Below are 24,431 nucleotides of genomic sequence, written 5' to 3' on the forward strand. Positions count from 1 at the left end.
CTTTTTTCAAGATTACCTTCCTTGGAAGTTTGTTTATAAGTTAGTGGGATTGAGCTACTAATAGGTACCTTCATAACCCCTAAACCAATAACTCAATACTACTAACCAGAACTAAATTATTTACCGTTTTTACAGCATGAATGCGCAACCTAACAATCCACTGCACGGCAAAACACTCGAAGCTATCCTGACCGATTTAGTTGCTCATTACGGTTGGGAGCGGCTGGCTAGGAAAATCAGAATCAACTGTTTTGTGAGCAATCCAAGCATAAAATCAAGCCTTACGTTTCTTCGTAAGACCGACTGGGCACGGAAACAGGTAGAAGAACTCTATCTCGAAATGACTGAACATTGAGACGCTCAAATTTAACTACCTGGTCAATTAGCCACTATGGCGGCTCAGACAGCATCCTGCTGTCTGCTACTAAATTGAAGGGTTACTCGGATATCAACTTGAGAATATCCTGCAAGATGGCATCGGTCTGGCTCGGGCGTTTGGCATTTTCGTCGGCAACCTTGCCTTTCCTATCGATCAAGAGATAACGCGGGATGCTGCCAATGCCGAAATACTGAACGGTTCGGGAATGCCAGCCTCCTTTCGACAAGCCTTGTTCGCCGGTCAGCTGCAGCGCGTTGAGGGCTTTTTTCCAGGCTTCCTCGGAATCGTCAATGGAGAGGTACAAAAAGACGACCTGTTCTTTCTGCTTCTTGGTCAGGCGTTCCTGAAGTTGTTTGGAGAAAGGAAATTCGGCCCGACAGGGGCCACACCAGCTCGCCCACACATCCAGGTAAATTACTTTTCCGATAAACTCATCGAGTGTAACGACTTCGCCACTTAGATTGGTAAAGGAAAATGCATTTGGATCGGCGGGCTTCTTTTTGGTGGTGGCAACGGGTTCGTCTTTCCTGTCCATGACCGCTCCGCATCGGGCTTTCACGATCATTACATACCTGCCTGCATTGGGTGTATTGCCCAATAAGTCGAATACAGTACGAACAGAAGCAGGGGTTGCCTTTTCGCAGTTTTCGACTAGTAGCCGCGCCAGAGCATACTGATAAGGTTGTCCTGTAAGGTGCTTACGCGCCACGGAGGCTTTATCGGTTAAACTGGTGTGTATATCGGCCTGCGTATATTTTACAAAGTTGCGGGCTTTGGAGTTGAGGTAGGTAATGTAGAAATACAGGAAATGTTGATACGGTTCAGCGTAGAGGGCAGCTTCATCATTTACATTCAGGCCAGCCAATTCATCGACCATAATGGCGGGCAGCGATAGCACGTTAGGCTGACTCGTTTGGGCATTGCCGCGTAGAATGGGGTAAGCCAGCAACAAATGCCAGTAATTCCACCGGATACAGGCGTCGATATACAGTTTAAAAGGTGCTGAAAACTGACTCCCCTGGGGGTAGGCTTCGTAAAAAGCAAGCTGGGCTTTCCGGGCATCAAAGAGCTGCATTTCCCAGGCGTCCAGGCCGGTGGTGGCTAGTTTGGTGTATTGGCCGGACGCGTCGAAATTGGTCTTAAACGTTGTTTTAAATGCGGCTAGAAATGCTTTTTCAGCTTCCGTCGTTGCAAGCGTTTCGGCTTCGGGCCCCTGATAAATTGACTGAGCAAAGCTCCGGCTAATGCCCAGGAACAGCAGCAGGATAAGGAAGCGGTAGTAAGTCATATAGTTTTTTGTCTGATCGAAGGGAAGAACAAGTCATTCTTTGCCCAATTTTACGGGCAGATTATCCGAATAAGGTTCGTGCGTTTTCTGCTCAATCGTCAATCCTGTCCTGAAAGAACCTGTTTTATCTGAAGCACAGGCAAACATCATTCCAAATGAAATGTATTTATACGCTGGTCGTGGCGTACTTTTTATCGACTGTCGGAATTGCTCAGTCATCTAATTCGATCGGTATGCAATTCGTCCCGGTTCCGGCGGGCCGGTTTTACATGGGGTCGGAAGGAGAAGGAAAAGATGCCGACGAAAATCCGGTACACCGGGTGACGATCGCCAATGGATTCCAGATGTCGGCTACCGAAGTGACCAACGCCCAGTACGAACGCTTCAGGCCAGAACATAAGGCCCTGCGGGGCAAGAATGGTTTTTCGAAGGAAGACGACGAAGCCGTGGTTTTTATCAGTTATGCCGAAGCCGTTGCTTTTTGCGACTGGCTCTCCCGTAAAGAAGGGAAGTTGTACCGGTTGCCCACGGAAGCGGAGTGGGAATATACCTGTCGGGCGGGTACTGTCAGTAATTTCTGGACCGGAAATACCTTACCGCAGGCATTTCAGAAAAGTCAGAAAACCGACAGGAATCCCGTTGTTGTTTCGTTGAAAGTAGGGCAGACACCGGCTAACCCCTGGGGCCTATACGACATGCATGGCAATGTGGAGGAGTGGTGCCTGGACTGGTACGGCCCTTATCAGGCGGGGGAGCAGCAGGACCCGGTTGGGCGGGAAAGTGGCCTGTTTCGGGTGAGTCGGGGCGGGAGTCATGGCACACCGGTGTCGTTCCTGCGATCGGCTAACCGAATGGCCCTGGTGCCCGATGATAAAAGCTGGCTTGTTGGATTTCGGGTCGTGGAAGCAGCTATGCCCGCCACGAAGTCCCTGCCAGCGGTGACATCGACGGTGACGGTGTCGCAGAAAAGGGCCACCTGGCGACCGGCGCCACCCCAGATTCCCATCTTTAGCGAACCGAAACGGTACATTCGTAAGCCCGATTGCAGCGCGAACGTGCCTTTTTACAGTCATAACCACCAACCGGCCGTAACCTGGTGCTCCAATGGCGATCTACTAGCCATCTGGTTTTCGACGGATGAAGAGTCCGGGCGCGAAATGACCGTGCTGGCGAGCCGATTCCATACTGGTGCGGCCGGTTGGGATGAGCCGTATGAATTCTTTAAAGTACCCGATCGAAATATGACCGGCGCATCGCTCTTTCATGATGGGAAAGGCACGATCTACCACATGAATGGTGTTGAAACCGATGGCGACTGGCAGGATCTGGCTATGGTTCAGCGGACCAGTAAGGACAATGGAGCCACCTGGTCCACCCCCCGTTTTGCCAACGCCGAGCACACCAAACGCAATCAGGTGATAGCGGGGATGTTCCAGACGAAAGAGGGCTGGCTGGTTCAGGCGGCCGACGCCGATCCCGGCCCCAGCGGTGGCAGTGCTATCCACATCAGTAAAGACGGCGGCAACACCTGGGTGAAACCCTACACCGGAGAGCAAACGCCAGCTTTCCGCGCCGGAGAAACTGGTGGGCTTATTGCCGGTATTCACACGGGTGTAGTTCAGTTGACGGATGGACGTTTGCTGGCGTTCGGCCGGAAAGATGATATCCCCGGCCCCAACGGTATTGGTCCGCGAATGCCCATGAGCGTATCCAGTGATATGGGCAAAACGTGGACTTATTCGGCTTCGGAATTTCCGCCGGTTTGGAGCGGGCAGCGGCTGGTGTTGTACCGACTCAACGAAGGCGCCATTTTACTGGTATCGTTCACCCATCACCCCGACGAACGGGATGGTGAAAAGGCGGGAATGTTGTTCCGCGATGCGCAGGGAAATACGTATAAAGGATATGGCATGTATGCGTCTGTTTCGTTCGATGAGGGCAAAACCTGGCCCATTAAAAAACTCCTGACTGACGGGAAGGAACGCTACCTCAACGGTGGTGCCTGGACCGGGGCGTTCCAAATGGATGCTACGCACGCTGAACCCAAGGGGTATCTGGCCATGACCCAAACGCCGGATAATATGATTCATCTGCTCAGCAGCAGTGTACATTATCAGTTTAATCTGGAGTGGCTCAAACAACTGCCGGTCGCGGTTAAATGAGCTGATTTGTTGACGAGACATGTGTGTTTTTAAGGAATGAGAGCAGGCTATCTTTAATCAAAGATTAACGCCTGTTTTATCCATTTTTGAGGCCTTTTGATGTTCATGTTATAGTCGGCGAAATGGTTTATCTGCTGCGGAAAACGACATTTTTCCAGATTGCCGACAGTCAATTTAGTGTTGACAGAACCGTTAAATCAAGGCATCAATCATGAAAACGTTCATCCATCAAATCCCGGCCAAAACCCTGCTCCTCGCACTCGGGTTGGTGGTCGCAGGATGGCAACCCATCATTGCCCAGAATACGCCCTTCGAGCAGCAGCCCGTTACGACCAACGACCCCAATCAATCGCTTTCGTCGACCATCGCACCCTACCGGGACGATGTTCGGCAGTCTGTTTTACTGGCTGCGGGGCAGCCGCAGATCATAAATGGCCTGGTTGCGCAACGAACCGCCAGTCAGCAAGCATTTACTCGCCTGATTCAGACCTACGGGCAGTCCAAGCAGGGCTGGTTCTATGACCTGTCCCGCTTTCCCGATGTTATGCATACGCTAGCTACACAGCCCGCCAGTTCGAGTGAACAGGAGGTGAAGGAGTTAGCCAAAAGCCTGCCCGCCGATACGCAAGAAGCGGCCTGGAAACTATACCGACATCATCATGACGATCTGGTTCAGGTCGATAACATCAGCCAGCAGGCACAGCAGGCGTTCGACGCGATGATTGCCCCCCTCGACAATCAGACCCAACAGGCGTTCCGGCAGTTGATCGACATGCCGGACGTGCTCACCAAGCTAACCGAGCATCCTGAGCAGACAGCTCAGCTTGGCGAAGCGTACCGCAACAACCCCGACCAGGTAACAAGAGACCTGTCTGCCCTGCACGATACGCTCCAGGCACAAAGCCAGCAGGAACTGGCCGATTATCAGAATCAGTTGAATCAGGACCCACAGGCCCGCCAGGAGTTACAGCAGGCCGGGCAAGCCTACGCCCAGGCGAACGGCTATAAAACAGGTGGGATTAATCCCAATCCGGCCTGGGTGAACAGCTCAAATTATTATCAGAACCCGTATCCATTCTGGTTTGGTTATCCCTACTGGTACACCTCGGCAATGTGGTATCCATCGGCCTGGTGGTATGGTACCGGATTCTACAATGGAATGGGAGGCAATATGGTGGTGTTCGGATTGCCTTCGTTCGGGTTTTCCAACTGGTTTTTCCGGACCGGATACACCTATTATCCGCACCTGTACGGGCGTTATAATCAATATTATAATCGCTATATGGGCATGAATCGGCCGTATACACCGGTCAATACCGGATTCATGTCGGCGGCTCACCGGGCTTTTGGCTCACCATCGGGTTTCTCATCTTCCCGTGCCAACTGGCTCAGTAATGGGCGTCAGTATAGCGGGCCGAGCCGTGTGTTTAGCGGAGGAGGCAGGGTAACCGCGCCCTCGACTAATTTTGGCGGTTCCCGTGTACAAAGTTGGGGTGGAGGGGGCATACGCTCCTTCGGTGGTGGTGGCTTTAGTGGCGGCTTTCACGGTGGGGGTGGTTTTCACGGCGGTGGCCGTCGGTAAACAACGCCGTTGATTCGTTTACGCGAATAGAATGTATATAACCAGAGAGGCCCCGCAACAACGGGGCCTCTCTGGTTATATACATGAACGTTTTCCTTCGACTAACTCAGCTATCGTTCCAGCTTGAAACCCGGATCGACCTTTACCCGGTCCGGACGGTTCGCCACGTCCCAGCCCGTCAGGTAAATCCATTTCGCAATGCGGGTTACCTTGGCGGTGTTGATACGGTCGGGTTCGTCTTTTGGCGTGTGGTAATCGGCGTGGAGCAGGGTCGTAAACGCAATGGCCGGTACGTTCGCACGGGCGTAAGGGAGGTGGTCAGACCGGAAATACCAGCCTTCCGGATGCTCCGGTTTGTCCCACAAGGTGTCGAGTTTGAAATGAGCTTCAGACTGGTTCACTACCAGTGCGGCATTAACCAGATCAGTCGAGTTGCGGTGCGGAGGCTGCTGGCCCAGAATAGCCGCACTGTCAGGGGCATTCCGGCCAATCATTTCGGCATTGAGTACCGCTACAATAGACCCTTTGGGTACCGTTGGGTGCTCTACGTAGTAGCGTGACCCTAGCAGACCGCGCTCCTCGGCCCCGTGAAAAACGATCAGCGCCGACCGTTTGCCGGGTTTCTGGGCAAAGGCGCGGCCAATGGCCATCGTCGCCACACAGCCGCTGGCATTGTCGTCGGCTCCGTTCCAGATCGAATCGCCCGCTACTGCCCGGCGAACGCCGTCGTGGTCCTGGTGGGTGCTGAACAACACGTACTCATCTTTAAGCTTAGGGTCCGTTCCCGGCACCTTGGCGACGATATTGACCGATGGATAGTTGAAGCTTTCCACATTCACCACGTTCGTAAACTGCTGTCCGGGTTGTTTTACCCATTCCAGCGCACTGGAAGGAAGCCAGACTGTGGGTGCCTGCGAAAATACCCGCGTGTTGGCACCGCCCGGCAAATCGTATCGGCCCCGCTCCAGGCCGGTTGTCCAGCGTTCAAAATACGATTGAGCGGGTGTATCTGAGACCCAAACGACGGCCAGCGCCCCGGCTTTTACCAGCTCCGAGGCCCGGCGGTTCATGGTGCCAAACAGATACCGGCGATAGCTTATATCCGCCGGGCCGGTACCCGAAAACTCCAGCGCGACGGCTTTGCCTTTGATGTCGACCTTCGCCACATCTTCCGGTGTTCCTTTGCCCACGAAGACCAGCGGGGCATCAACCGAGGCAATGGCTGGTGCCAGAATGAATGCGTCCTGACCATGAACGAGTTGATGCGAACCGATATTCAGGCGGCTGGTTTCGGTGATGCGGGTACGCTGGATGTGGAAAAACTGGAAGAACGTGCCGTCATCGCCAGCGGGTTGCAGGCCCATAGCCCGCAGTTGGTCGGCAATCCAGACGGATGCTTTCAGTTCATCGAGCGAACCGCCTTCCCGACCCCGGAAATGATCACCCGCCAGGGCAAAGAGGTCACGTTTAATGTCGCTCTCCTTAATGGCCGACATCGCGTTAGCCGTTTTAGGGGCACTCGTTTTGGGCTGTGCGTATCCGGGAAGCTGGCCGACCAGCACCGAAAGGGTCAGCAGAGCAGCAGGAATAAAGGGTATCTTTTTCAAGGTCAGGTTAATCATTGATTTATTATATGTTGATGATTAGAGAATAACAAATCTACTTCAGAAGCCCGGATGATTTGGCCCAGACGGCTAAAAAAATGTGTTTTACCGCATCGAAAAGCAATAATACGCTATCTTGGAGAGGTAAATAGCCCTAGATGAAAAAGAATCTACTTGTGTTCGTCCTGGTTACCAGTTGGTGTGTGGTAACGTCTGCAGTAGCTCAATCGAAAAAAACAGTCTCCGACCCGGTGGCCCGCTATGATGCCTATATCCAGCAGGCGGTACGTGACTGGAAAGTGCCCGGCCTGACGGTTACGGTCGTTAAAGACGGTAAAGTTCTGCTGAAGAAAGGCTATGGCGTTCGGGTAATCGGCAAGCCCGAACCCGTGGATTCACAAACCCTCTTCGCCATGGCATCGACAACCAAAGCCATGACGGCGGCCTGCCTGGGTATGCTGGTCGACGAGGGCAAGCTAAACTGGGATGATCCGGTAGCCGACTACCTGCCCGATTTTCAGCTTTACGATCCTGCTGTGACACGAGAGCTTCGGGTGCGGGATTTGCTGATTCATAATACCGGCGTTGGCAATGCCGATGTGTTCTGGGCGGCTATGAAAATCCCGAGCGACGAAATCCTGCGCCGGATGCGGTACGTGAAGCCGAGCTACTCGCTGCGGGCGGGATTCATCTACCAGAATATTATGTACCTGGCAGCGGGAAAAGTGCTGGAGAAAGTGAGCGGCATGTCGTGGGATAAATTTATCCGTACCCGTATTTTCGAACCGCTCAACATGCGCCGGACAAAGGCGCTATTTGGCGAGGTGACGGATGCTAACCGCGCTAAACCACACCTGGAGGTGAATGACACCGTTCGGTTGGTCGATAGCCCGTTGGAAGAGGGTCTGGTCGATGCCGTTGGACCGGCTGGGTCTGTCTGGACGTGTCCTGATGATGTTACGGCCTGGATGCAGTGTATGCTCGACTCAGGGCGCTATCATGGCAAAACGCTCCTGAAACCGGCCACCTGGGCTGAGTTATTCAAGCCTCAGACCTTCGTCACCGATGCCGAGTTCTATCCAACCCAACTATTAACTAAACCCGTCTGGAAAACGTACGGTCTAGGATGGTTTCAGCAGGATTACCGCGGGCATCGGATTAATTTCCATACCGGCAGTCTGACAGGGATGATTGCCATTCACGGGCAGCTACCCGACCAGAAACTGGCTGTTTATGTGCAAGGTAATCTCGATCATGCCGAACTTCGCCACGCGCTGATGTTCCGGGCATTCGATGAGTTTGCCCTGGGGCCGGATCAGGACTGGAGTGCCTCGCTTCAGAAATTATACGGAGGCTTCAAACAGAAAGCTAAACTGGCCGAGCGTAAAGCCGACAGCACACGCGTACTGAATACCAACCCATCACTTCCGTTAACAGCGTATGTTGGTACATACAACAGTCCTGTTTACGGTAAGATTGACGTAACCCTTCGGCAGGGCAAACTTTATGTATCCATTAATGACATCATGACCGGCAGTATGGAACATTGGCATTTTGATACCTTTCGGCTGGTTTACGACCAATTCTGGAATGGCAAAGACCTCGTCAGTTTTATGCTCGACACGCGGGGAAAAGCCACTACCTTCAAAACGTTTGGCCTGGAATTCAACAAAGCTGCCGATGCCGGGGGAAAAGGTGTTGCCGAACGGTAGCCATGTTGGTATGTACTATTTGCTACATGTAATTTCCCATACACTGAATAAACCTTTAACTACGTATTACCCACCTGATTGATTATGTCCGTTAAAACCAGTTTGCTTTTATTGATTTTACTTTCAGTAAATAGTTTCGCCCAAACACCGCAGCAGCGTGTTCGGCAATACCGGCAGGTGCAGGAAACCGCCCTAATGGATGAGTATCGGGACTTTCTGTCCATTCCCAATGTTTCTGCCGACTCAGTGAACATCCGTAGAAACGCAGCTTTTATCCTTCAGATGATGAAGAAGCGGGGCATTTCGGGAATGCTTCTCGATGGCCCAGCACCGGGTTCAACTCCCGCCGTATTCGGTGAGGTTCGTGTGCCGGGGGCTAAAAAGACGCTTGTTTTTTATGCCCATTACGACGGGCAGCCGGTTAACCCAAAGCAGTGGGGAGAAGGGTTGCAGCCGTTTGTACCCGTCTTTATCACGGCTCCGGTGGAGCAAGGGGGCAAGATCGTGACAACCTATAAATCGGGCGATCCGATCGATCCAAACTGGCGCTTATCGGGCCGGGGCAGCGCCGACGATAAGGCTGGTGTCATGACCATCCTGAACGCTTACGATGCTTTGGTAAAGTCGAATATACCCCTCACGGCCAACCTGAAGTTCTTTTTTGAAGGCGAGGAAGAAGTGGGTTCAACGCACTTGGGCGAGATATTCGACAAACACCGCGACAAACTGGCAAGTGATCTCTGGATTATTGCCGATGGGCCACGGCATGTGTCGGGCAAGCCCGTTGTGCAGTTTGGCGTTCGGGGTGATGTGAACATGTACCTGACGTTGTATGGCCCTAAGCGACCCTTACACAGCGGCAATTACGGCAACTGGGCACCCAACCCCGCCATGCGGATGGTTAAGCTACTGGCCAGCATGAAAGACGAGAACGACCACGTTATCATCAAGGGTTTTTATGACGATGTGGTGCCGCTAACGGCCAGCGAACGAAGTGCTTTGGCGAAGGTGCCTAATATGGAAGCGGCTTTAAAGAAAGAATTAGGCCTTGCACAACCCGATGGCAATGGAACCCCGTTTGTGGAACTGCTCATGCGCCCAACCTTGAATATCAACGGAATGCAAAGCGCAAACGTTGGCGCTATGGCAGGTAACATCATTCCGACGAAAGCCGAAGCTGTCCTTGACTTACGGCTCGTGCGGGGCAATGAGGTAACCCGTCAGGTTGGGCGGGTAATCGACCATATCCGGGCGCAGGGGTATCAGGTGCTGGACCACGAACCGACCGATGCCGAACGGCAGCAGTTTCCGAAGCTGATCAAAATTACGACCGGTCATGGCTACAACGCCCAGCGGACGCCAATGGATTTGCCCGTTGCTCAGGGCGTCGTGGCGGCTGTTCAGGCAGTTAGCCCGGAACCCATTGTTCTGTCGCCTTCGTCGGGGGGAAGTTTGCCGCTGTACATGTTCGAGAAAGTGCTGAAAGCCAATGTAGTATCGGTGCCAGTGGTTAATTACGATAACAATCAACATGCCGAAAATGAGAACGTAAAGGTTCAGTATCTCTGGGAAGGTATCGAGATTATGGCGTCGATCATGCTGATTAAGTAAAATACATTTCATGAACTTCGAATCGTGTTTAAGTTGGCGTAACGACTGCATTACGACACAATTTGAGGTCCGTGAAGCCAGTTCTAAAAAAGATGAGGAAATTTTTGAACTGGTGAAACGATTTCTAAAAATTAAATGTATATACATCAAATACTCTTACACGTAATTAAACGACTCAAACAATGGAAGCACAACCCGCAACCGCTACTACCTGGGCTATCGACCCAACCCACTCCGAAGTTCAATTCAAAGTTAAACACTTGGTTATTTCGACTGTAACGGGTTCTTTTGGCCAGTACGAAGGACAAGTAGAAACTGTAGGGGATGATTTTGCCGATGCCAAAGTCTCTTTTTCAGCCGATATAAGCAGCATTAGCACAGGGCAGGAGCAACGTGATGGTCACCTGAAATCAGCTGATTTCTTCGATGCCGAGCAGTTTCCTAAACTGACCTTTGTATCGACATCCATGACTAAAACGGGTGACGATACCTATTCGCTGGCGGGCGATCTAACCATTCGCGGAGTTACAAAGCCAGTTACGCTGAAAGTTGAGCACGGCGGACAGATGGTAGATTTCTACGGACAAACCAAAGCCGGTTTTGAAGCTACCGGTACCATCAAGCGTAAAGAATTTGGCCTTACCTGGGATGGCGTTACCGAAGCGGGTGGCGTTGTTGTCAGCGACGACGTTAAGCTGGTCCTGAATATTCAGTTAACGAAGCAGGCTTAATTTACGGGGTAAACCATCCGGTTTCCCTGTTCCCAAATCCGGTATGTGTTCGTACACATACCGGATTTTTTTGCAGCTATATCAGTCTACCACGTTGCTGGTTTTATGAACTCACGACATATGACTTAGCGAACAAGTACGATTCGACCGCGTATAACGGGTTTCTTGGGGGCTGTGTACAGGGTGTACGCATAAACCCCCGTTGGCAGGGCCGTTCCGTTCAGTGTTCCATCGAATGGATTGGTGTACCCTTTGCCGGACGAATAAACGACTTCGCCCCATCGATTGAACAGCGTAAAGACCGCATCGGGGAAGGCCGTAATACCGGGCAGTTCCAGAACATCATTCTGACCGTCGCCATTGGGTGAAAAAGCGTCAGGTACCCAGGCGCGGGCAAAAACCGTAATGTGAATTGTGTCTTTCACAGCGCAGCCGGTGGTGTTGGTTGCATCGATTGTGTACGTAATGTCGTCGGCGATATCCGTGATGGTTGGGTTGGCGGCAGTCGGGTTATCCAGATACGTAGCCGATGTCCACTGGAACTGAACGGGGTCGCCGGTGTATACGGGATTCAGGGAAAAGTTGTTGCCCCGATAGGTCGTCAGCGAGTCGGCTAGCTGAATGGTAGGAATAGGTGCCACAACGGCGATCCGGGTAGCAACCGTTCCGGCACATTCGGGGGCAGGCTTAACCGTATACGTTACGGTATGGTTGCCAACGCCTGCCTGCTCGGGGACGAATGAATCGGTTTCGATACCGGCTCCGGCAAAATCGCCCCCCGGCGGGTTCCCCGTTAATGTATATGCTGGATTATTGGGCCCGCAAACACCCGGAATAGAGTCGAGAGTGACTACTACTGGTGCAACGCTAGTGATGGTTATGGGGCTGGAGGTACCTTCGCACCCGTATATATCCGTGGCCGTGACCACAAACGTGCCCGGGTTACTGGCAACCAATTGCGCCGATTCGTTATTGCTGATTGATGTACCATCTTTCTGCCAGCGGTATAATAAGCCACCACTACCTACGAGCGGAAGCGAACTGTTCGGACAAATCCGATTGAAGCCGGATGATGAGGTAATGGATGGCAGAACAGGGGCAGAGCGGTCGAGAATGGTCGTATCGGTTCGGGCTTTACAACCCAGCGTACGGTACGTAAGAACAGCCCAGTACTTACCGGCCTCCGTGGTTCGAAGCGAATCCGTTGTCTGACCCGTCAGGAACTGACTATCCTTGTACCACTGGTAAGTAACGTCCGTAACACCCGTTGCTACCAGTTTTATTGAACCGGTTGTGGCGCATAAATGCCCCGTTGCCGAAACTCGCGCATCGCTCCCGATCACATCAACTGTGATAACTTCTGAATTTCCGACTTTGCTGCAAACGGCTTTTTGTGAAACCACAATCGAATACTGACCGGACTCCCGAACGGCCAGGGTTGGATTCGTAGCCCCTACAATGTTAATGTCGTTCTTCCTCCACTGGTAATTCCAGTTGGGGTCCAGCGCTGCTATCAGTACCGCCGAGTCGCCCTGGCAAATGGTGGTGGTTAGTTGCTTGGGGTAATTTTTGATCTGAACGGCCGGGTCGGGTGTTGTCTGAGGAGGACAGTCGATCACCAGAAATTGAAAATCGCGTCGTACTTCACCAATTTTCACCCCATTTCGATACTCTTCAACGTTGATGGCAAAGACAAATAAACCCAGTTGAGTAGCCGTTACAGATAGTTCGCCGGTTTGTGCATTGATCTGAAGGCTTGGGTTTCCAGAAATAGCATTATTAGCGTCATACCCTGCGAGCCAAGTCACGTCGGGGTAGGGGCCTGGGGAAACAGGATTGACGGTTGCATTCTGGCCGGTAGCTCCCTTTTGGTTTAGCGGGGTAATCATGGAGTAGCGGAGTTCATCGCCATCGGGGTCCGTACCGCCGAAAGGAAAGGTAAAGGCATCACCTAAACAGATATATTCACCATTAATGGGGCCAAAGTGAGGGGATGAGTTCTCGAAGAACTGATTATTCTGCTGAATAGCCGGAAACTCCAGATAAAAGGTAAAGCCCGTTTGACTAGGTCCGTTGATATTGCTGATGCCCGCATTTCGGTTACGGGTCTGATAGGAAATGTAATATCCCTGTGTGTCGGTGTAGTTGCCGGGTGGTAGCTGAATATCCGCTTCGTAGGTCAGGACAATGAACTTTAGGTTACGTTGGGCTGCGCAAAATCCATTGGCATAAACGATGGGAACCCGCGAACCGGTTTGCTGAACCATAAAGGTCGTCATCAGCGCATTATCGCGTTTTCGAAAAATGCCTAACGTACCGATAGTCGACTGGTTGGCTGCCCCGCGCGTACCGTCTTCGAGGTAATTGATAACGGTGATCCGATAATGGCCGGCAACATTACCTACGGCTTTCATCTCAATATGCCCACCAACCTGGTGAGTACCCTTGGCTGCCATTGGCAACGCCAGAATCAGGATTAGTACTAAGTGTCGTAAGGTAAATGTGCGCATAAGCAATCCGTTAAAAACTTCACTCTCATTCACTCATTACAACTGGTATGGACTGGTTTGTTGGTTTTCCTGACAATGACTACGTTCAGCAATCGAATAAGCGTAGTTCAGTGCATAGATCTAGAAGGTCTATAAAAAAGGAAGTAGACCATTAAATATACGCACTCCTTTGTTGATAAAAGTACCGGATAATCGCTAGCTGTACTCGTTCATGCATGATGATGGTTACCACTTATCCGGTTTACTACGTGTTGGCTCTCTATTTAAGTTTGGCCAGCAGAGTTACGTTATTTGCAACCATACCGGTACTGCGAACATAATGGCCGTAGCGGAGTTCGAGGCTTTGCCAATGACCAATTCCCAGTAAGCCACCGGGGGGAGCCATTCGAACACCAGTCCCTAAAAATTGACTATTGAATCCGGAGATGTCATAATCACTTGTGTAGTACTTCTGTGTCAGCTGATGCTCGCCATAAGGCGCAAAGTATCGAACGGCGGTCTGATGACTGAATCGGTAAAAAGGACTGATCGAAATGAAAGACGTGAGTTTAATGGGTGTTTCGAGGTTGACAGTATGCGCCTGCATGCCCCAATCATCAATGTAATAGCGATAGAATGCCCGGACGATAACCTGGTCGCCCAGGAAATAATGCAGCCGTACACCGATGGGCAGTTTCAGGCGGCTACCCGGCAGTCGTTCCACCGTTTCGGCCCCGTCCCGAAAATAAATCCGGTGGAAGGGCGTACTCAGTAACCCCTGCTGAAACGCGGGCTCCACCGTCAACAGTACCTGAAGCCGCTTGTTGATGATCTGCGAAACCGACAGGCTGGCGTTATAGGAGTTTCGGGGCTTGTAATCAATGGGGTCGGTATCCCGATGGGCACCGGACCCGTAGCCTTCCGGCCTGAGTTCGGCGGGTAAGATCACTTTCCAGGTATCAAAAAAAGCACCAGCTTTAAGGCTTACCTCCCGGTTGTTATCAGCCGAGGCTTTCGCAAAACTCAGGTTGATTCCGTACGATTTGTAATCATATTCCGTCGAGTAAGAGAGGGCAATGCCATGTGTGGTATGCCGGGCGTTATCCTGCACACTCCAGGAAACTGACGGATAAATGTGAGTGTCGCTTTTGGAGGCAGACGATACCGTAAGCGGGTCAATCTTATCCGACTAAGCCGAGGTATAGTGGTCGATGTTCAGGTCGAACGCCAGGGTATGCTGGCGGTTCAGTCGACTAGTGCTCTTGAGAACCAGGTCTATGGATTGAGCAAAGTCGGTTAATTGTTCGGAGCCAATGCCGCCTGTGACGGCTGAGTTGTTTCCGTTTTGGTTATAGTAGCCCGACACCAGATTTACCTCCTGTATACTTAACTTACGCGCTTCGTAAGCAGGTTTTTCAATGGACTGAGCGTGGCCCGAACGCAGTAGACTAAGCAGTACGCCGACGGTTATACATATTTTTTTCATTGTCAGCGTTTCTTAGTTACAACCACAGCCACCACCACTTTTGCCGCCATTCGCGCCGGCGGCTCCTTCGCGGTAGAGGTAAAAATTTTGTTCGAACTTCTCCGATTTTCGGGCCGAAAGCTCCATTTCGGCGTCGTTTATACGATTCTTCTGGTATTCCTTAACGGTGGTGCAGCCTGCCAGTCCGGCCAGGGAAAGACCCGCCAGTAGGACCAGTTTTGTGGATTGTTTCGTTGTGTTCATAGCTTGGTTTGGTACAGGTTTTCAGACGGTGGCCGGTGCTACAAGCCGGATGTTGGCTGATGTATGTAGTTTGTCGGTATCGTCAATAATAATGCAGGCAATGTGCCGCATCTGGTTAATGAGGTTGAGCCCTACTCGAACGCCCATTACCATAACGGGGGTGGCCAGGGCGTCGGCTAATTCAGCATTTGGGGCAATAATTGTTACGCTCTTAATGCCCGATACCGGGTAGCCTGTTTTAGGATCGATGGTATGCGAATAGCGTTTGCCGTCGATCAGGGCGTATTTTTCGTAATTGCCGGAGGTTGCTACGGCCATATTGCTAATTTCCAGAAAAGAAAATGCCTGCTGGTTGATCTGGTTAGGATCGGCAATGCCAATTGTCCAGGGCTTTCCATTTGGCTGGCTTCCCCAGGTGGTCAGGTCACCGGCGGCATTGACAATGCCACTCGTTACACCCAGGTCGCGTAGAATACGTTTTGCCTGTTCGGCAGCATAGCCTTTGCCAATGCCCCCGAAACCAATCCGCATTCCCTTTTCTTTGAGAAAAACAGTTTGTTCTCCCGCATCCAGGAGTACGTTCCGGTAATTGATGAGCCGAACCATGCGACGGGCTGTTTTGGGGTCGGGGAGGGACGTCATGGTCGTGTCGAAATTCCAGAATCGCTTGTCGATGGACCCGTACGTAATGTCGAACGCCCCCTGGGTGAGTGCTGATAAACGCAGAGACCGCTCAATGAGCGCAACTACTTCCTGATCGACAGGCTCGGGTCGCAGCCCCGCGCTGGCATTGATCCGGTTGGTTTGACTATCCTTGCTATACGTTGTGAGCAACTGCTCGATTCGGCTGATCTCCGCTACGGCTTTGTCCAGACAGTCATTTGCCCAGGCGGCATCGGTACAGACAACGCTCAGCTCGAACCGGTTACCCATAAGCCGCTGCACCCGTTTGTAGATCAGGGGATCGGTACTCATTTCGATGCGGGGGTAGCCGTCTGAATAGCGTCGATGAAGCCGGGAATGGTCAGCGATTGAGGGTAGCCGTCCCACTCTTTCAGCACCTTGCCATTAGCATCCAGCAATACCGTAAAAGGAAATTTTCCCTGTTTATTGTATTGCTCAGCCAGCGACTCGTTATGAGCAGTTTGCCGGGCGTCCAGCTGATTTTTAGATAGTCGGGGGAAATCTGCGCGGACTAGTACCAGATGCTCATTGGCATACTGGCCAAATTCGGCCGATTCAAAAATTGTTTTCTTAAGTTTGATACAGGGTCCGCACCAGTCCGAACCTGAGAAGTTAAGTAGTATCAATTTATGCGATTGGGCTGCTTCGGTTTTGGCCTGGTCAAAATTTAATATCCAGTTCGGGGCCAGCGTTGCCAGGCTAATAAGCAGCGAAATCAGGGTGAGTTTCATGTTTATTCGGGTTTGCTGTTGGTAATGGGAGAATTCTAGGTATAAACGACCAGAGTTTTGCCGTCGGTGGCCACTTTATAAACGGCGATTCCCCGGCTGCCGAAGCTATTTTTTCCGACCCCGTTCAGGTCGAACCGGGCGCCGTGCTGGGTGCAGTAGAACTCTGTCTTGTTAAAGATGATGGCCTTTTTAGGCTCATGGCTGCACGTTTGTGTGACGGCTACGTAAACACCGGCGCTTACCTGAGCTACTACAATGCCACTTTGCGCAATATAGCCGCCAACGGTTTTAAGGGCCGAAGCAGTCGTGCTGGCCAGATCGATCGTGAGCAGACGATTCTTAATGGTGCTTAAGTCAACACCGCTGGATGTGGTTGTTGTGGTCGACGGCGTTGTTGTGCCACCCGAACCGGGTGTTGTGGTCGTGCTGGTTGGGGGGGTAACTGACGTACCTTGTGAACCCGGTAGAGTCAGCGCATTAACGACCGTATCTTCTTCATGGACGCAGGAAGTAAGCGCGGCCATAAGGGCTGCGCCCGTAAAACCCATCGATTTTAAAAAATCGTACCGTGTCATAATATATTTTAATGAATTAGCTAAGTGGGTATTTATACTACAATACGTCTGCTATTTCTCAAACGTGGCAAACTTTAACCTTACTAGCTACGCCGAAAATTCGAAATCGCTGAGCAGTTACTGTACAGAGGGAATAACGATTTTGTAACTTAAATTAATGTTAAGTGAGATTAAAATAAGATTGAAATTGCTTGAGTTGGAGGCATTTTGCCCGATGCACCTATCTACTTTACGTGAGTCTGGTGAAAAACGTTGCTTGGATCTAAAATCTGATTCGCAGAAATTGGTGTAATTCCGGCTGCATTGACCAGTCGCTATGCAGCTGCCGAGGAAAATTTAAATCAATTTTTCAGGATAAATCAAGCGGTAGATGCTTTCCTGATAGGGCTGGTTGGCATAAAATTTATAGGCTGGCTCATTTACCTGAAAACTTATTCGTTGCAATGAAGCTAAATCGTTGGTTGTGTCTGTCTCTCTTTTTTTCATCGCCAGTATGGGCGCAGTCGAATCTAAAACTCTGGTATACCAAACCCGCTGCGGTCTGGACAGAAGCCCTACCCGTTGGTAATGGGCGAATTGGGGCCATGATTTTTGGAAAAGTGGAGGATGAACTCATTCAGCTTAACGAAAGCACCCTCTGGTCGGGTGGGCCGGTTTCCGGGAATGTCAACCCCGAATCGCCGTCGTACCTGCCCCAGGTTCGAGAAGCACTCAACCGGGAAGATTACAAGCAGGCCGTCACGCTGGTGAAGAAGATGCAGGGGCTATATACCCAATCCTACATGCCGCTAGGCGATTTGTCCCTGAAACAAAACCTCAACGGAGCTACGCCAACCGGGTATTACCGGGATCTGGATATTCAGAAAGCCCTCGCTACAACCCGCTTTACGGCCAATGGCGTTACGTACAAGCGTGAGATGTTTACCTCCGCCCCCGATGGTGTGATGGTGATTCGGCTGACGGCCAGCAAACCCGGTCAGCTCAGCTTCGATGCCTCAACGAGCACTCAGCTTCGGGCCCAAAACAAGCGCGGAAGCAATGGCGATCTGGTCATGAAAGGCAAAGCACCCGCTCAGGTCGACCCGAATTATTATAGCCCCAAAGACCGTGAGCACGTTATTTATGAAGATGCCACCGGCTGCAAAGGAATGCGGTTTCAACTGCGGCTAAAAGCGCTGAACAAAGGCGGCACCGTCCAGACCGATAAAGAGGGTATTCACGTTCGCAATGCTTCGGAAGTCTTGTTATTCGTAGCGGCTACCACCAGTTTCAACGGCTACGACAAGTGCCCGGATAAAGACGGGAAAGACGAAAACAAACTGGCCGAAGAACTGATCCGCAAAGCCACCGCCACCAGTTACCAGACTCTCCTAAATCGGCACACGGCTGATTATCAGGGGTACTTCAACCGGTTCTCGTTTCAGATCAACGATACCACCAGCGTTAACAAAAATGCCGCTTTACCCTCCGACGAACGGCTGGAAATGTACAGCAAGGGCGTTTATGACCCCGGTATCGAAACCCTCTACTGTCAGTATGGCCGCTATCTGTTGATTTCCAGTTCGCGCGTGACGGATGTACCCGCTAACCTTCAGGGTATCTGGAACAAGGAGTTGCGGGCACCTTGGAGTTCGAACTATACCATCAACATCAATACCCAGATGAACTACTGGCCCGTAGAGGTAACAAACCTCTCGGAGTTGCACCGGCCTCTACTGAGTTTTATTGGTGAACTGGCCAAAACAGGAGCCGTCACAGCCAAAGAGTTTTATAACATGAACGGCTGGGTGGCGCACCACAACACCGACATCTGGGCCATTTCAAACCCCGTAGGCGACAAAGGACAGGGCGACCCGAAATGGGCTAACTGGAACCAGGGAGCGGGTTGGCTGAGCCAGCATCTCTGGGAACATTACCGCTTCACGGGCGATAAAAAGTTCCTGCGCGAATCGGCCTACCCCATCATGAAAGGGGCCGCTCAGTTTTACCTCGATTGGCTGGTAGCCGACAAAGATGGCTACCTGGTGGTGTCGCCATCGGTATCACCTGAGAACGATTTTATCGATGCCAAAGGGCAGCCCGCGTCGATTTCTGTGGCGACAACCATGGACATGTCGATCATGTGGGACTTGTTCACCAACCTGATCGATGCATCGACGGTCCTGAACATTGAGCCGGACTTTCGAAAGCTGCTGATTGAGAAAAAAAGTAAATTCTATCCGCTGCACATCGGTCATAAAGGAAACCTGCAGGAGTGGAGCAGAGACTTTGAAGATGTCGATCCGCAGCACCGGCACGTATCACACCTGTTTGGCTTGCACCCCGGTCGGCAGATTTCGCCCATCAGTACACCCGAGTTTGCGGCTGCGGCCGAAAAAACGCTCGAACTTCGGGGCGATGCCGGAACCGGCTGGAGCCGGGCGTGGAAAGTGAACTTCTGGGCCAGACTGCTCGACGGTAACCACGCCTATAAGCTCCTTCGTGAACTTTTGCGCTACACCAGCCAGACGAACACCAACTACAGCAGCCAGGGCGGGGGCGGTACCTACCCGAATTTCTTCGATGCCCACCCGCCGTTTCAGATCGACGGTAATTTTGGCGGTACGGCGGGCATGGCGGAGATGCTGGTGCAGAGCCACCTGGATGCCATTCATCTGCTGGCCGCGTTGCCGAATGCCTGGCGGGATGGCCGCGTTTCGGGCCTGCGGGCACGGGGTGGATTTGAACTGGCCATGCAGTGGAAAAACCGCCGACTAACGACCGCAACCGTCAAATCACTGGATGGCGAACCCTGTAGCCTTCGAACAAGTGAGCCGATTCGCATAAAAGGTATCAAAGTCGAATCCAAAGCAACCAATTTAGGGTATGTTACAACGTTTAATACGCAAAAGGGTGCTGTGTATGAACTAAGCGGCATGTAACTTTGTAGAAAACTGCATCCTGAATCAGGCTATTGCTTTAGGAATGGAACAGTTCAAATAAACTAATCACCTTAAATTGAAAAAAGGCGATCGGACAGCCAGTAAGTTACTCCCCATCCGTTATCCTTTTCTGTACACATGTATCGCAAATTTTTAGGCGTATTGCTCGGCTTGCAGGTTTATGCGCTGAGCACGCTGGCGCAATCGAGTGAACTGCCGTATGCAACGGTAAGCCTCCAGAATCTGGCTGATTTTAAACCAACCGGTTCTAACTGGAAGATCGTTGGCGATGTCTTCTACGACCTCAACAAAGAGGGCAAAGGGACAACCAAATCCGGGACGGGTGTGCTGGTCAATGATCTGTCCGGCAAAAATAAAGAGCAGCTCTTCACCAAACTCGAACACGGTGACCTGGAACTTGACTTCGACTTCATGATGGAAAAAGGCTCCAATTCGGGCATTTATTTTCAGGGTCGGTACGAAGTTCAGCTGTTCGACAGCTGGGGCGTAAAAGTGCCCAAGTCGAGCGATTGCGGGGCCATTTATGAGCGCTGGGACGATAAACGACCCGATGGGCAGAAAGGCTACCAGGGTCACCCGCCAACGCAGAATGTCAGCAAGGCACCGGGGTTGTGGCAGCATTTTCATATCGTTTTCCGGGCACCCCGTTTCAACCAGGCGGGCCAGAAAATAGCCAATGCGCGCTTCCTGAAAGTGATTATGAACGGGGTTACCGTTCAGGAGAACATCGAAGTACTCGGACCAACCCGCTCGGCAGGTTTCGCCGACGAAAAACCCACGGGGCCACTCATGATTCAGGGCGACCATGGGCCGGTGGCGTTTCGGAATATCCGCTACAAAGCATACGAAACAGAACTGGTTACCCTATCTAACCTCAAGTTGAGTGCCTACGAGGGTAAATTCAAATCGGTGAGCGAATTGGCGTCGCTAACACCGAAACGGGAAATGTCAATCGACGTACTGGCCCATCAGGCCCCCGGCAGCCGCGACAATTTTGCCGGAAAGATTACGGGAACTATCCACATTCCCCGCGCTGGTGAATACGTGCTGTCGCTGCAACTGCCCTGGGTTCCGGCAGAGGTAAATAAAACGGTGCGCAACGGTGCCGGTGAGTTGACAATTGCTGGTAAAAAGATTCTGTCTATCGATACAGAAGATGGGGGTAAGGCATCGGCTAAGGTGAGCCTGCAGGCGGGCGATTTCCCGATCGAGCTGAGTTATTACAAAAATTTTGGTTTGTGGTACGCCCGCAGCAACGACATTACACTGGCGGCAGAAGGTCCTGGGGTTCCCTACATGGCGCTCAACCAGATGATTCGGTCGGAAGAGCCCGTCGGCGAAATTTCGGTGTTGGCAAAAGATGAACCCGTTATGCAGCGGGGCTTCGTGAATCACCACGGCATAAAACACACGCATACGATTTCCGTGGGCGAACCGGGAGCCGCCAACTACAGCGTCGACCTCCAAAAAGGGCAGTTTCTCCAGATCTGGCGGGGAGATTTTCTGGAAACGACCCCTATGTGGTACGGTCGTGGCGAAACGCAGTTGTCCGTTCCAATTGGCAGTGTTATCGAGCTTTCGGGCAAGCCATCGCTGGCTATGCTGGCCGATCAGAATGCCGTCTGGCCCGACTCTAATGCCACGTATACGAACCTGGGTTATGATGTCGATAAGAGTGGTCGGCCGATTTTTAAGTACACTCTGGGGGGGGCTTCTGTGCGGGAGTCGATTGCCGCCGAAGAGAACGGCCGGAAACTGGCGCATTCGTTTAGCATTACGCCGGGAGCTTCCGGCAACGGTAACCTCTGGTGTCTGGTCGCTGAAGGGGCCGACATTCAGCAACTGCCCAATGGCTTGTACGCCATAAACGATAAACAGTATTTTGTTGAACTGCCGGGAAAAGAGAAACCGCTTATTCGGAACACTGCCCGGAACACCAAAGAACTGCTGCTACCCATCAAATCGACCAATAATGTGGGCACGGCGAGTTACTCAATCATCTGGTAATCAGTCAACGTTTTGCGTGAACCTTCTTATGAAACGTATTCAACCAACCATACATCATTTTGCCAGACTGGCCCTGTTGGCCGCTGGCCTTGCCTGGTTCAGCCAACCGGCTGCCTGGGCGCAGATTCAGTCCAAAAACGGGCTGCCCGTTAGTTCCAGCAGCAAACAACCGGCCCCGGCTCCCAAAGGGCTGGCTAAAGTAGAAGCGGACCCTGAAAAAGAAGACGATTTTTATAAACTCATTTCGCTGCCCGTTCCGGAAGATATTATCCTGGAAGTAGGGGGGATGGTGACCTTGCCCGATGGCAATCTGGCCGTTTGTACCCGACGGGGCGAAGTCTGGATTGTTTCGAACCCCTACATCAGCGGCTCAACCCGGCCTACCTACAAGCGGTTTGCCTATGGTCTGCACGAGCCGCTGGGACTGGCTTACAAGGACGGCGACATCTTTGTAACCCAGCGCAGTGAAGTAACCCGCCTGCGCGACACCGATCAGGACGGACGGGCTGATTCGTACGATAAAATGTACTCCTGGCCATTGTCGGGTAATTACCATGAGTACTCCTACGGGCCTACCTTCCTGCCCAACGGGAACATGCTGGTTACGCTGAACGTGGGCTGGAGCAATAGCCTTGGGCATGGCGTAAGTCTGGTTCCCTGGCGTGGCTGGACGCTGGAAATTACCCCCGAAGGCAAGATGATGCCGTTCGCAGCCGGGATGCGCTCACCGGCGGGCTACGGTATGAATGCCGCCGGCGACTTTTTCTATACCGAAAACCAGGGCGACTGGGTTGGATCGGGACGTATTTCGCAGGTTGAGAAAGGCGATTTTCTAGGTAATGCCGAGAGTTTGCGCTGGACGGGCCTGCCAGGTTCGCCCCTGACCATTAAGCCGCAGGACGTGCCCAATACCGGCGAACCGCTGTATGACGTGGCCAAACAGTTTACGGCTCTGAAAGCTCCCGCCGTCTGGCTGCCCCACGGTATTCTGGGTATTTCGACCTCGGGTATGCTGCTGGATAACACCAAAGGGGGCTTCGGCCCGTTTGAAAACCAGCTTTTCGTAGGCGATCAGGGACAGAGTATCGTATCCCGTGTTGATTTTGAGAAAGTTAAGGGCAAATACCAGGGCGTCGTCTTTCCATTCCGCGAAGGTTTCTCGTCGGGGGTGCTGCGGATGGTGTGGGGCCACGATGCATCCATGTTTGTGGGCATGACCAGCCGGGGCTGGTCATCGACCGGGAAAGAACTGTTCAGTTTGCAGCGTGTCGTCTGGACGGGTAAGATGCCGTTCGAGATGAAAACGATCCATGCCATGCCGGATGGGTTTGAGATAGAGTTTACTACGCCCGTCGATCAGGAACTGGCCGCCGACCCCACTTCGTATAAGATTACAGGCTTCAACTACAAGTACCACGCTACCTACGGAAGCCCGGTAATCAACCGGGCGGGTTGCCCGATTCGGGGGGTTGTTGTGTCGAAAGATGGCCTGAAAGCCAGGCTGGTCGTTGATAGCCTGCGTCTGGGATACATTCACGAGATCACCACCGCCGGTATTCGCTCAACCACGGGAAGAGCGTTATTACACAACGTGGGGTATTATACGCTGAACAATATTCCCGATGGCGAAAAGCTGGCTGTTGCTCCTTTGCCCTTGAAGCATAATCATGAGGATATGATGACGGCCTCCACGTCGACGGCCCCGCCGGTTGGTCGCAAAACCCCTGGTCAGAAAGCGGTCTCGGCAAAAGCAACTGGCGTAGTAAAGTCAGCGGGTAAGGCCATGGTTAAGCGGGTTACGGAGATGCCTGCTTCCTGGGGCGAGCCGGACTATACCATCAACATGGGTACCAAACCCGGCCTTAAATTCTCGACCGAGCAGTTTCAGGTAAAGGCCGGGAGCAAGGTGCGGGTTGTCTTCAATAACGAAGACGATATGCTCCATAACTTCGTGGTGGTAACACCCGGCTCGGCCGTTCAGGTGGGCGAACTGGCCATGAAACTCGGGTTAGAAGGGCAGGAGAAGAATTACATCCCACAAACGGATAAAGTGCTGTATCACACGAATCTGCTACAGCCCAACACCAACGAGTCAATCTATTTTATTGCTCCCGAGAAACCCGGCGACTACATGTACGAATGCTCCGTTCCGGGGCACTTTTACGTCATGCAGGGAACAATGAAAGTAGTTAAGTAAGCAATGGT

The 24,431-nt window shown here is 52.0% G+C and carries 18 protein-coding genes; 9 read left to right on the forward strand and 9 right to left on the reverse strand.

Features of this window, described 5'->3' with window-relative positions; all coding sequences use genetic code 11:
• The first annotated feature begins 136 nt into the window (after window positions 1-136).
• Window positions 137-355 carry a VF530 family protein gene (locus tag NT073_RS17165; protein ID WP_297375794.1) on the forward strand — a complete coding sequence of 73 codons (219 nt, stop codon included), beginning with the start codon at window positions 137-139 and terminating at the stop codon, window positions 353-355.
• An 82-nt stretch (window positions 356-437) separates the two neighbouring features.
• On the opposite strand, the gene NT073_RS17170 is transcribed toward NT073_RS17165, so the two are convergent.
• The gene (locus NT073_RS17170; RefSeq protein ID WP_297375796.1) at window positions 438-1,667 is read right to left on the reverse strand and encodes a TlpA disulfide reductase family protein; all 1,230 of its coding nucleotides are present in this window, start codon (window positions 1,665-1,667) and stop codon (window positions 438-440) included.
• Between the two features lie 155 nt (window positions 1,668-1,822).
• Here NT073_RS17170 and NT073_RS17175 point away from each other — a divergent pair, with 155 nt between their 5' ends.
• A complete protein-coding gene (locus NT073_RS17175; protein ID WP_297375798.1) occupies window positions 1,823-3,829 on the forward strand; it encodes an SUMF1/EgtB/PvdO family nonheme iron enzyme in 2,007 nt (668 codons plus the stop codon).
• A 211-nt stretch (window positions 3,830-4,040) separates the two neighbouring features.
• A complete protein-coding gene (locus NT073_RS17180) occupies window positions 4,041-5,411 on the forward strand; it encodes a hypothetical protein (protein WP_297375800.1) in 1,371 nt (456 codons plus the stop codon).
• A 110-nt stretch (window positions 5,412-5,521) separates the two neighbouring features.
• Here NT073_RS17180 and NT073_RS17185 read toward each other — a convergent pair whose 3' ends face one another.
• A complete protein-coding gene (locus NT073_RS17185) occupies window positions 5,522-7,033 on the reverse strand; it encodes a M28 family peptidase (RefSeq protein WP_297375802.1) in 1,512 nt (503 codons plus the stop codon).
• A gap of 140 nt (window positions 7,034-7,173) precedes the next feature.
• Between NT073_RS17185 and NT073_RS17190 the strand changes: the two genes are divergently transcribed.
• From NT073_RS17190 to NT073_RS17200, 3 genes are all read left to right on the forward strand, one after another.
• Window positions 7,174-8,727: a serine hydrolase gene (locus NT073_RS17190; RefSeq protein ID WP_297375804.1), complete on the forward strand. Its 1,554-nt coding sequence runs from the start codon at window positions 7,174-7,176 to the stop codon at window positions 8,725-8,727.
• Window positions 8,728-8,811: 84 nt separating this feature from the next.
• The gene (locus tag NT073_RS17195; protein ID WP_297375806.1) at window positions 8,812-10,338 is read left to right on the forward strand and encodes a M20/M25/M40 family metallo-hydrolase; all 1,527 of its coding nucleotides are present in this window, start codon (window positions 8,812-8,814) and stop codon (window positions 10,336-10,338) included.
• Between the two features lie 182 nt (window positions 10,339-10,520).
• The gene (locus tag NT073_RS17200) at window positions 10,521-11,069 is read left to right on the forward strand and encodes a YceI family protein (protein WP_297375808.1); all 549 of its coding nucleotides are present in this window, start codon (window positions 10,521-10,523) and stop codon (window positions 11,067-11,069) included.
• Window positions 11,070-11,194: 125 nt separating this feature from the next.
• On the opposite strand, the gene NT073_RS17205 is transcribed toward NT073_RS17200, so the two are convergent.
• The 7 genes from NT073_RS17205 to NT073_RS17230 all read right to left on the reverse strand — a co-directional run bounded on the left by NT073_RS17205 (window position 11,195) and on the right by NT073_RS17230 (window position 17,277).
• A complete protein-coding gene (locus NT073_RS17205; RefSeq protein ID WP_297375810.1) occupies window positions 11,195-13,579 on the reverse strand; it encodes a gliding motility-associated C-terminal domain-containing protein in 2,385 nt (794 codons plus the stop codon).
• A 259-nt stretch (window positions 13,580-13,838) separates the two neighbouring features.
• On the reverse strand, window positions 13,839-14,738 hold the full coding sequence (locus NT073_RS17210) for a DUF3570 domain-containing protein (RefSeq protein WP_366107569.1): 900 nt from the start codon (window positions 14,736-14,738) through the stop codon (window positions 13,839-13,841).
• A gap of 9 nt (window positions 14,739-14,747) precedes the next feature.
• On the reverse strand, window positions 14,748-15,044 hold the full coding sequence (locus NT073_RS33405) for a hypothetical protein (RefSeq protein WP_366107434.1): 297 nt from the start codon (window positions 15,042-15,044) through the stop codon (window positions 14,748-14,750).
• Window positions 15,045-15,056: 12 nt separating this feature from the next.
• Window positions 15,057-15,287, reverse strand: a complete 231-nt coding sequence (locus tag NT073_RS17215) for a DUF4266 domain-containing protein (RefSeq protein ID WP_297375812.1) — start codon at window positions 15,285-15,287, stop codon at window positions 15,057-15,059.
• A 21-nt stretch (window positions 15,288-15,308) separates the two neighbouring features.
• Complete coding sequence (locus NT073_RS17220) at window positions 15,309-16,262, reverse strand: FAD:protein FMN transferase (RefSeq protein ID WP_297375814.1); 954 nt, start codon at window positions 16,260-16,262, stop codon at window positions 15,309-15,311.
• Entirely contained in the window at window positions 16,259-16,702 is a 444-nt protein-coding gene (locus tag NT073_RS17225; RefSeq protein ID WP_297375816.1) for a thioredoxin family protein, read from the reverse strand. The genes NT073_RS17220 and NT073_RS17225 overlap by 4 nt, the downstream gene beginning before the upstream one ends.
• Window positions 16,703-16,737: 35 nt before the next feature.
• Complete coding sequence (locus NT073_RS17230; RefSeq protein WP_297375818.1) at window positions 16,738-17,277, reverse strand: Rieske 2Fe-2S domain-containing protein; 540 nt, start codon at window positions 17,275-17,277, stop codon at window positions 16,738-16,740.
• Between the two features lie 443 nt (window positions 17,278-17,720).
• On the opposite strand from NT073_RS17230, the gene NT073_RS17235 reads away from it, so the two are divergent.
• From NT073_RS17235 to NT073_RS17245, 3 genes are all read left to right on the forward strand, one after another.
• Window positions 17,721-20,198, forward strand: a complete 2,478-nt coding sequence (locus NT073_RS17235) for a glycoside hydrolase family 95 protein (RefSeq protein ID WP_297375820.1) — start codon at window positions 17,721-17,723, stop codon at window positions 20,196-20,198.
• Window positions 20,199-20,336: 138 nt separating this feature from the next.
• Window positions 20,337-22,226: a DUF1080 domain-containing protein gene (locus NT073_RS17240; RefSeq protein ID WP_297375822.1), complete on the forward strand. Its 1,890-nt coding sequence runs from the start codon at window positions 20,337-20,339 to the stop codon at window positions 22,224-22,226.
• A 28-nt stretch (window positions 22,227-22,254) separates the two neighbouring features.
• On the forward strand, window positions 22,255-24,423 hold the full coding sequence (locus tag NT073_RS17245; protein ID WP_297375825.1) for a plastocyanin/azurin family copper-binding protein: 2,169 nt from the start codon (window positions 22,255-22,257) through the stop codon (window positions 24,421-24,423).
• The last annotated feature ends 8 nt before the right edge of the window (window positions 24,424-24,431 follow it).

Origin of the sequence: Spirosoma sp. (assembly GCF_026391055.1) — a bacterium.
GTDB lineage: Bacteria > Bacteroidota > Bacteroidia > Cytophagales > Spirosomataceae > Spirosoma.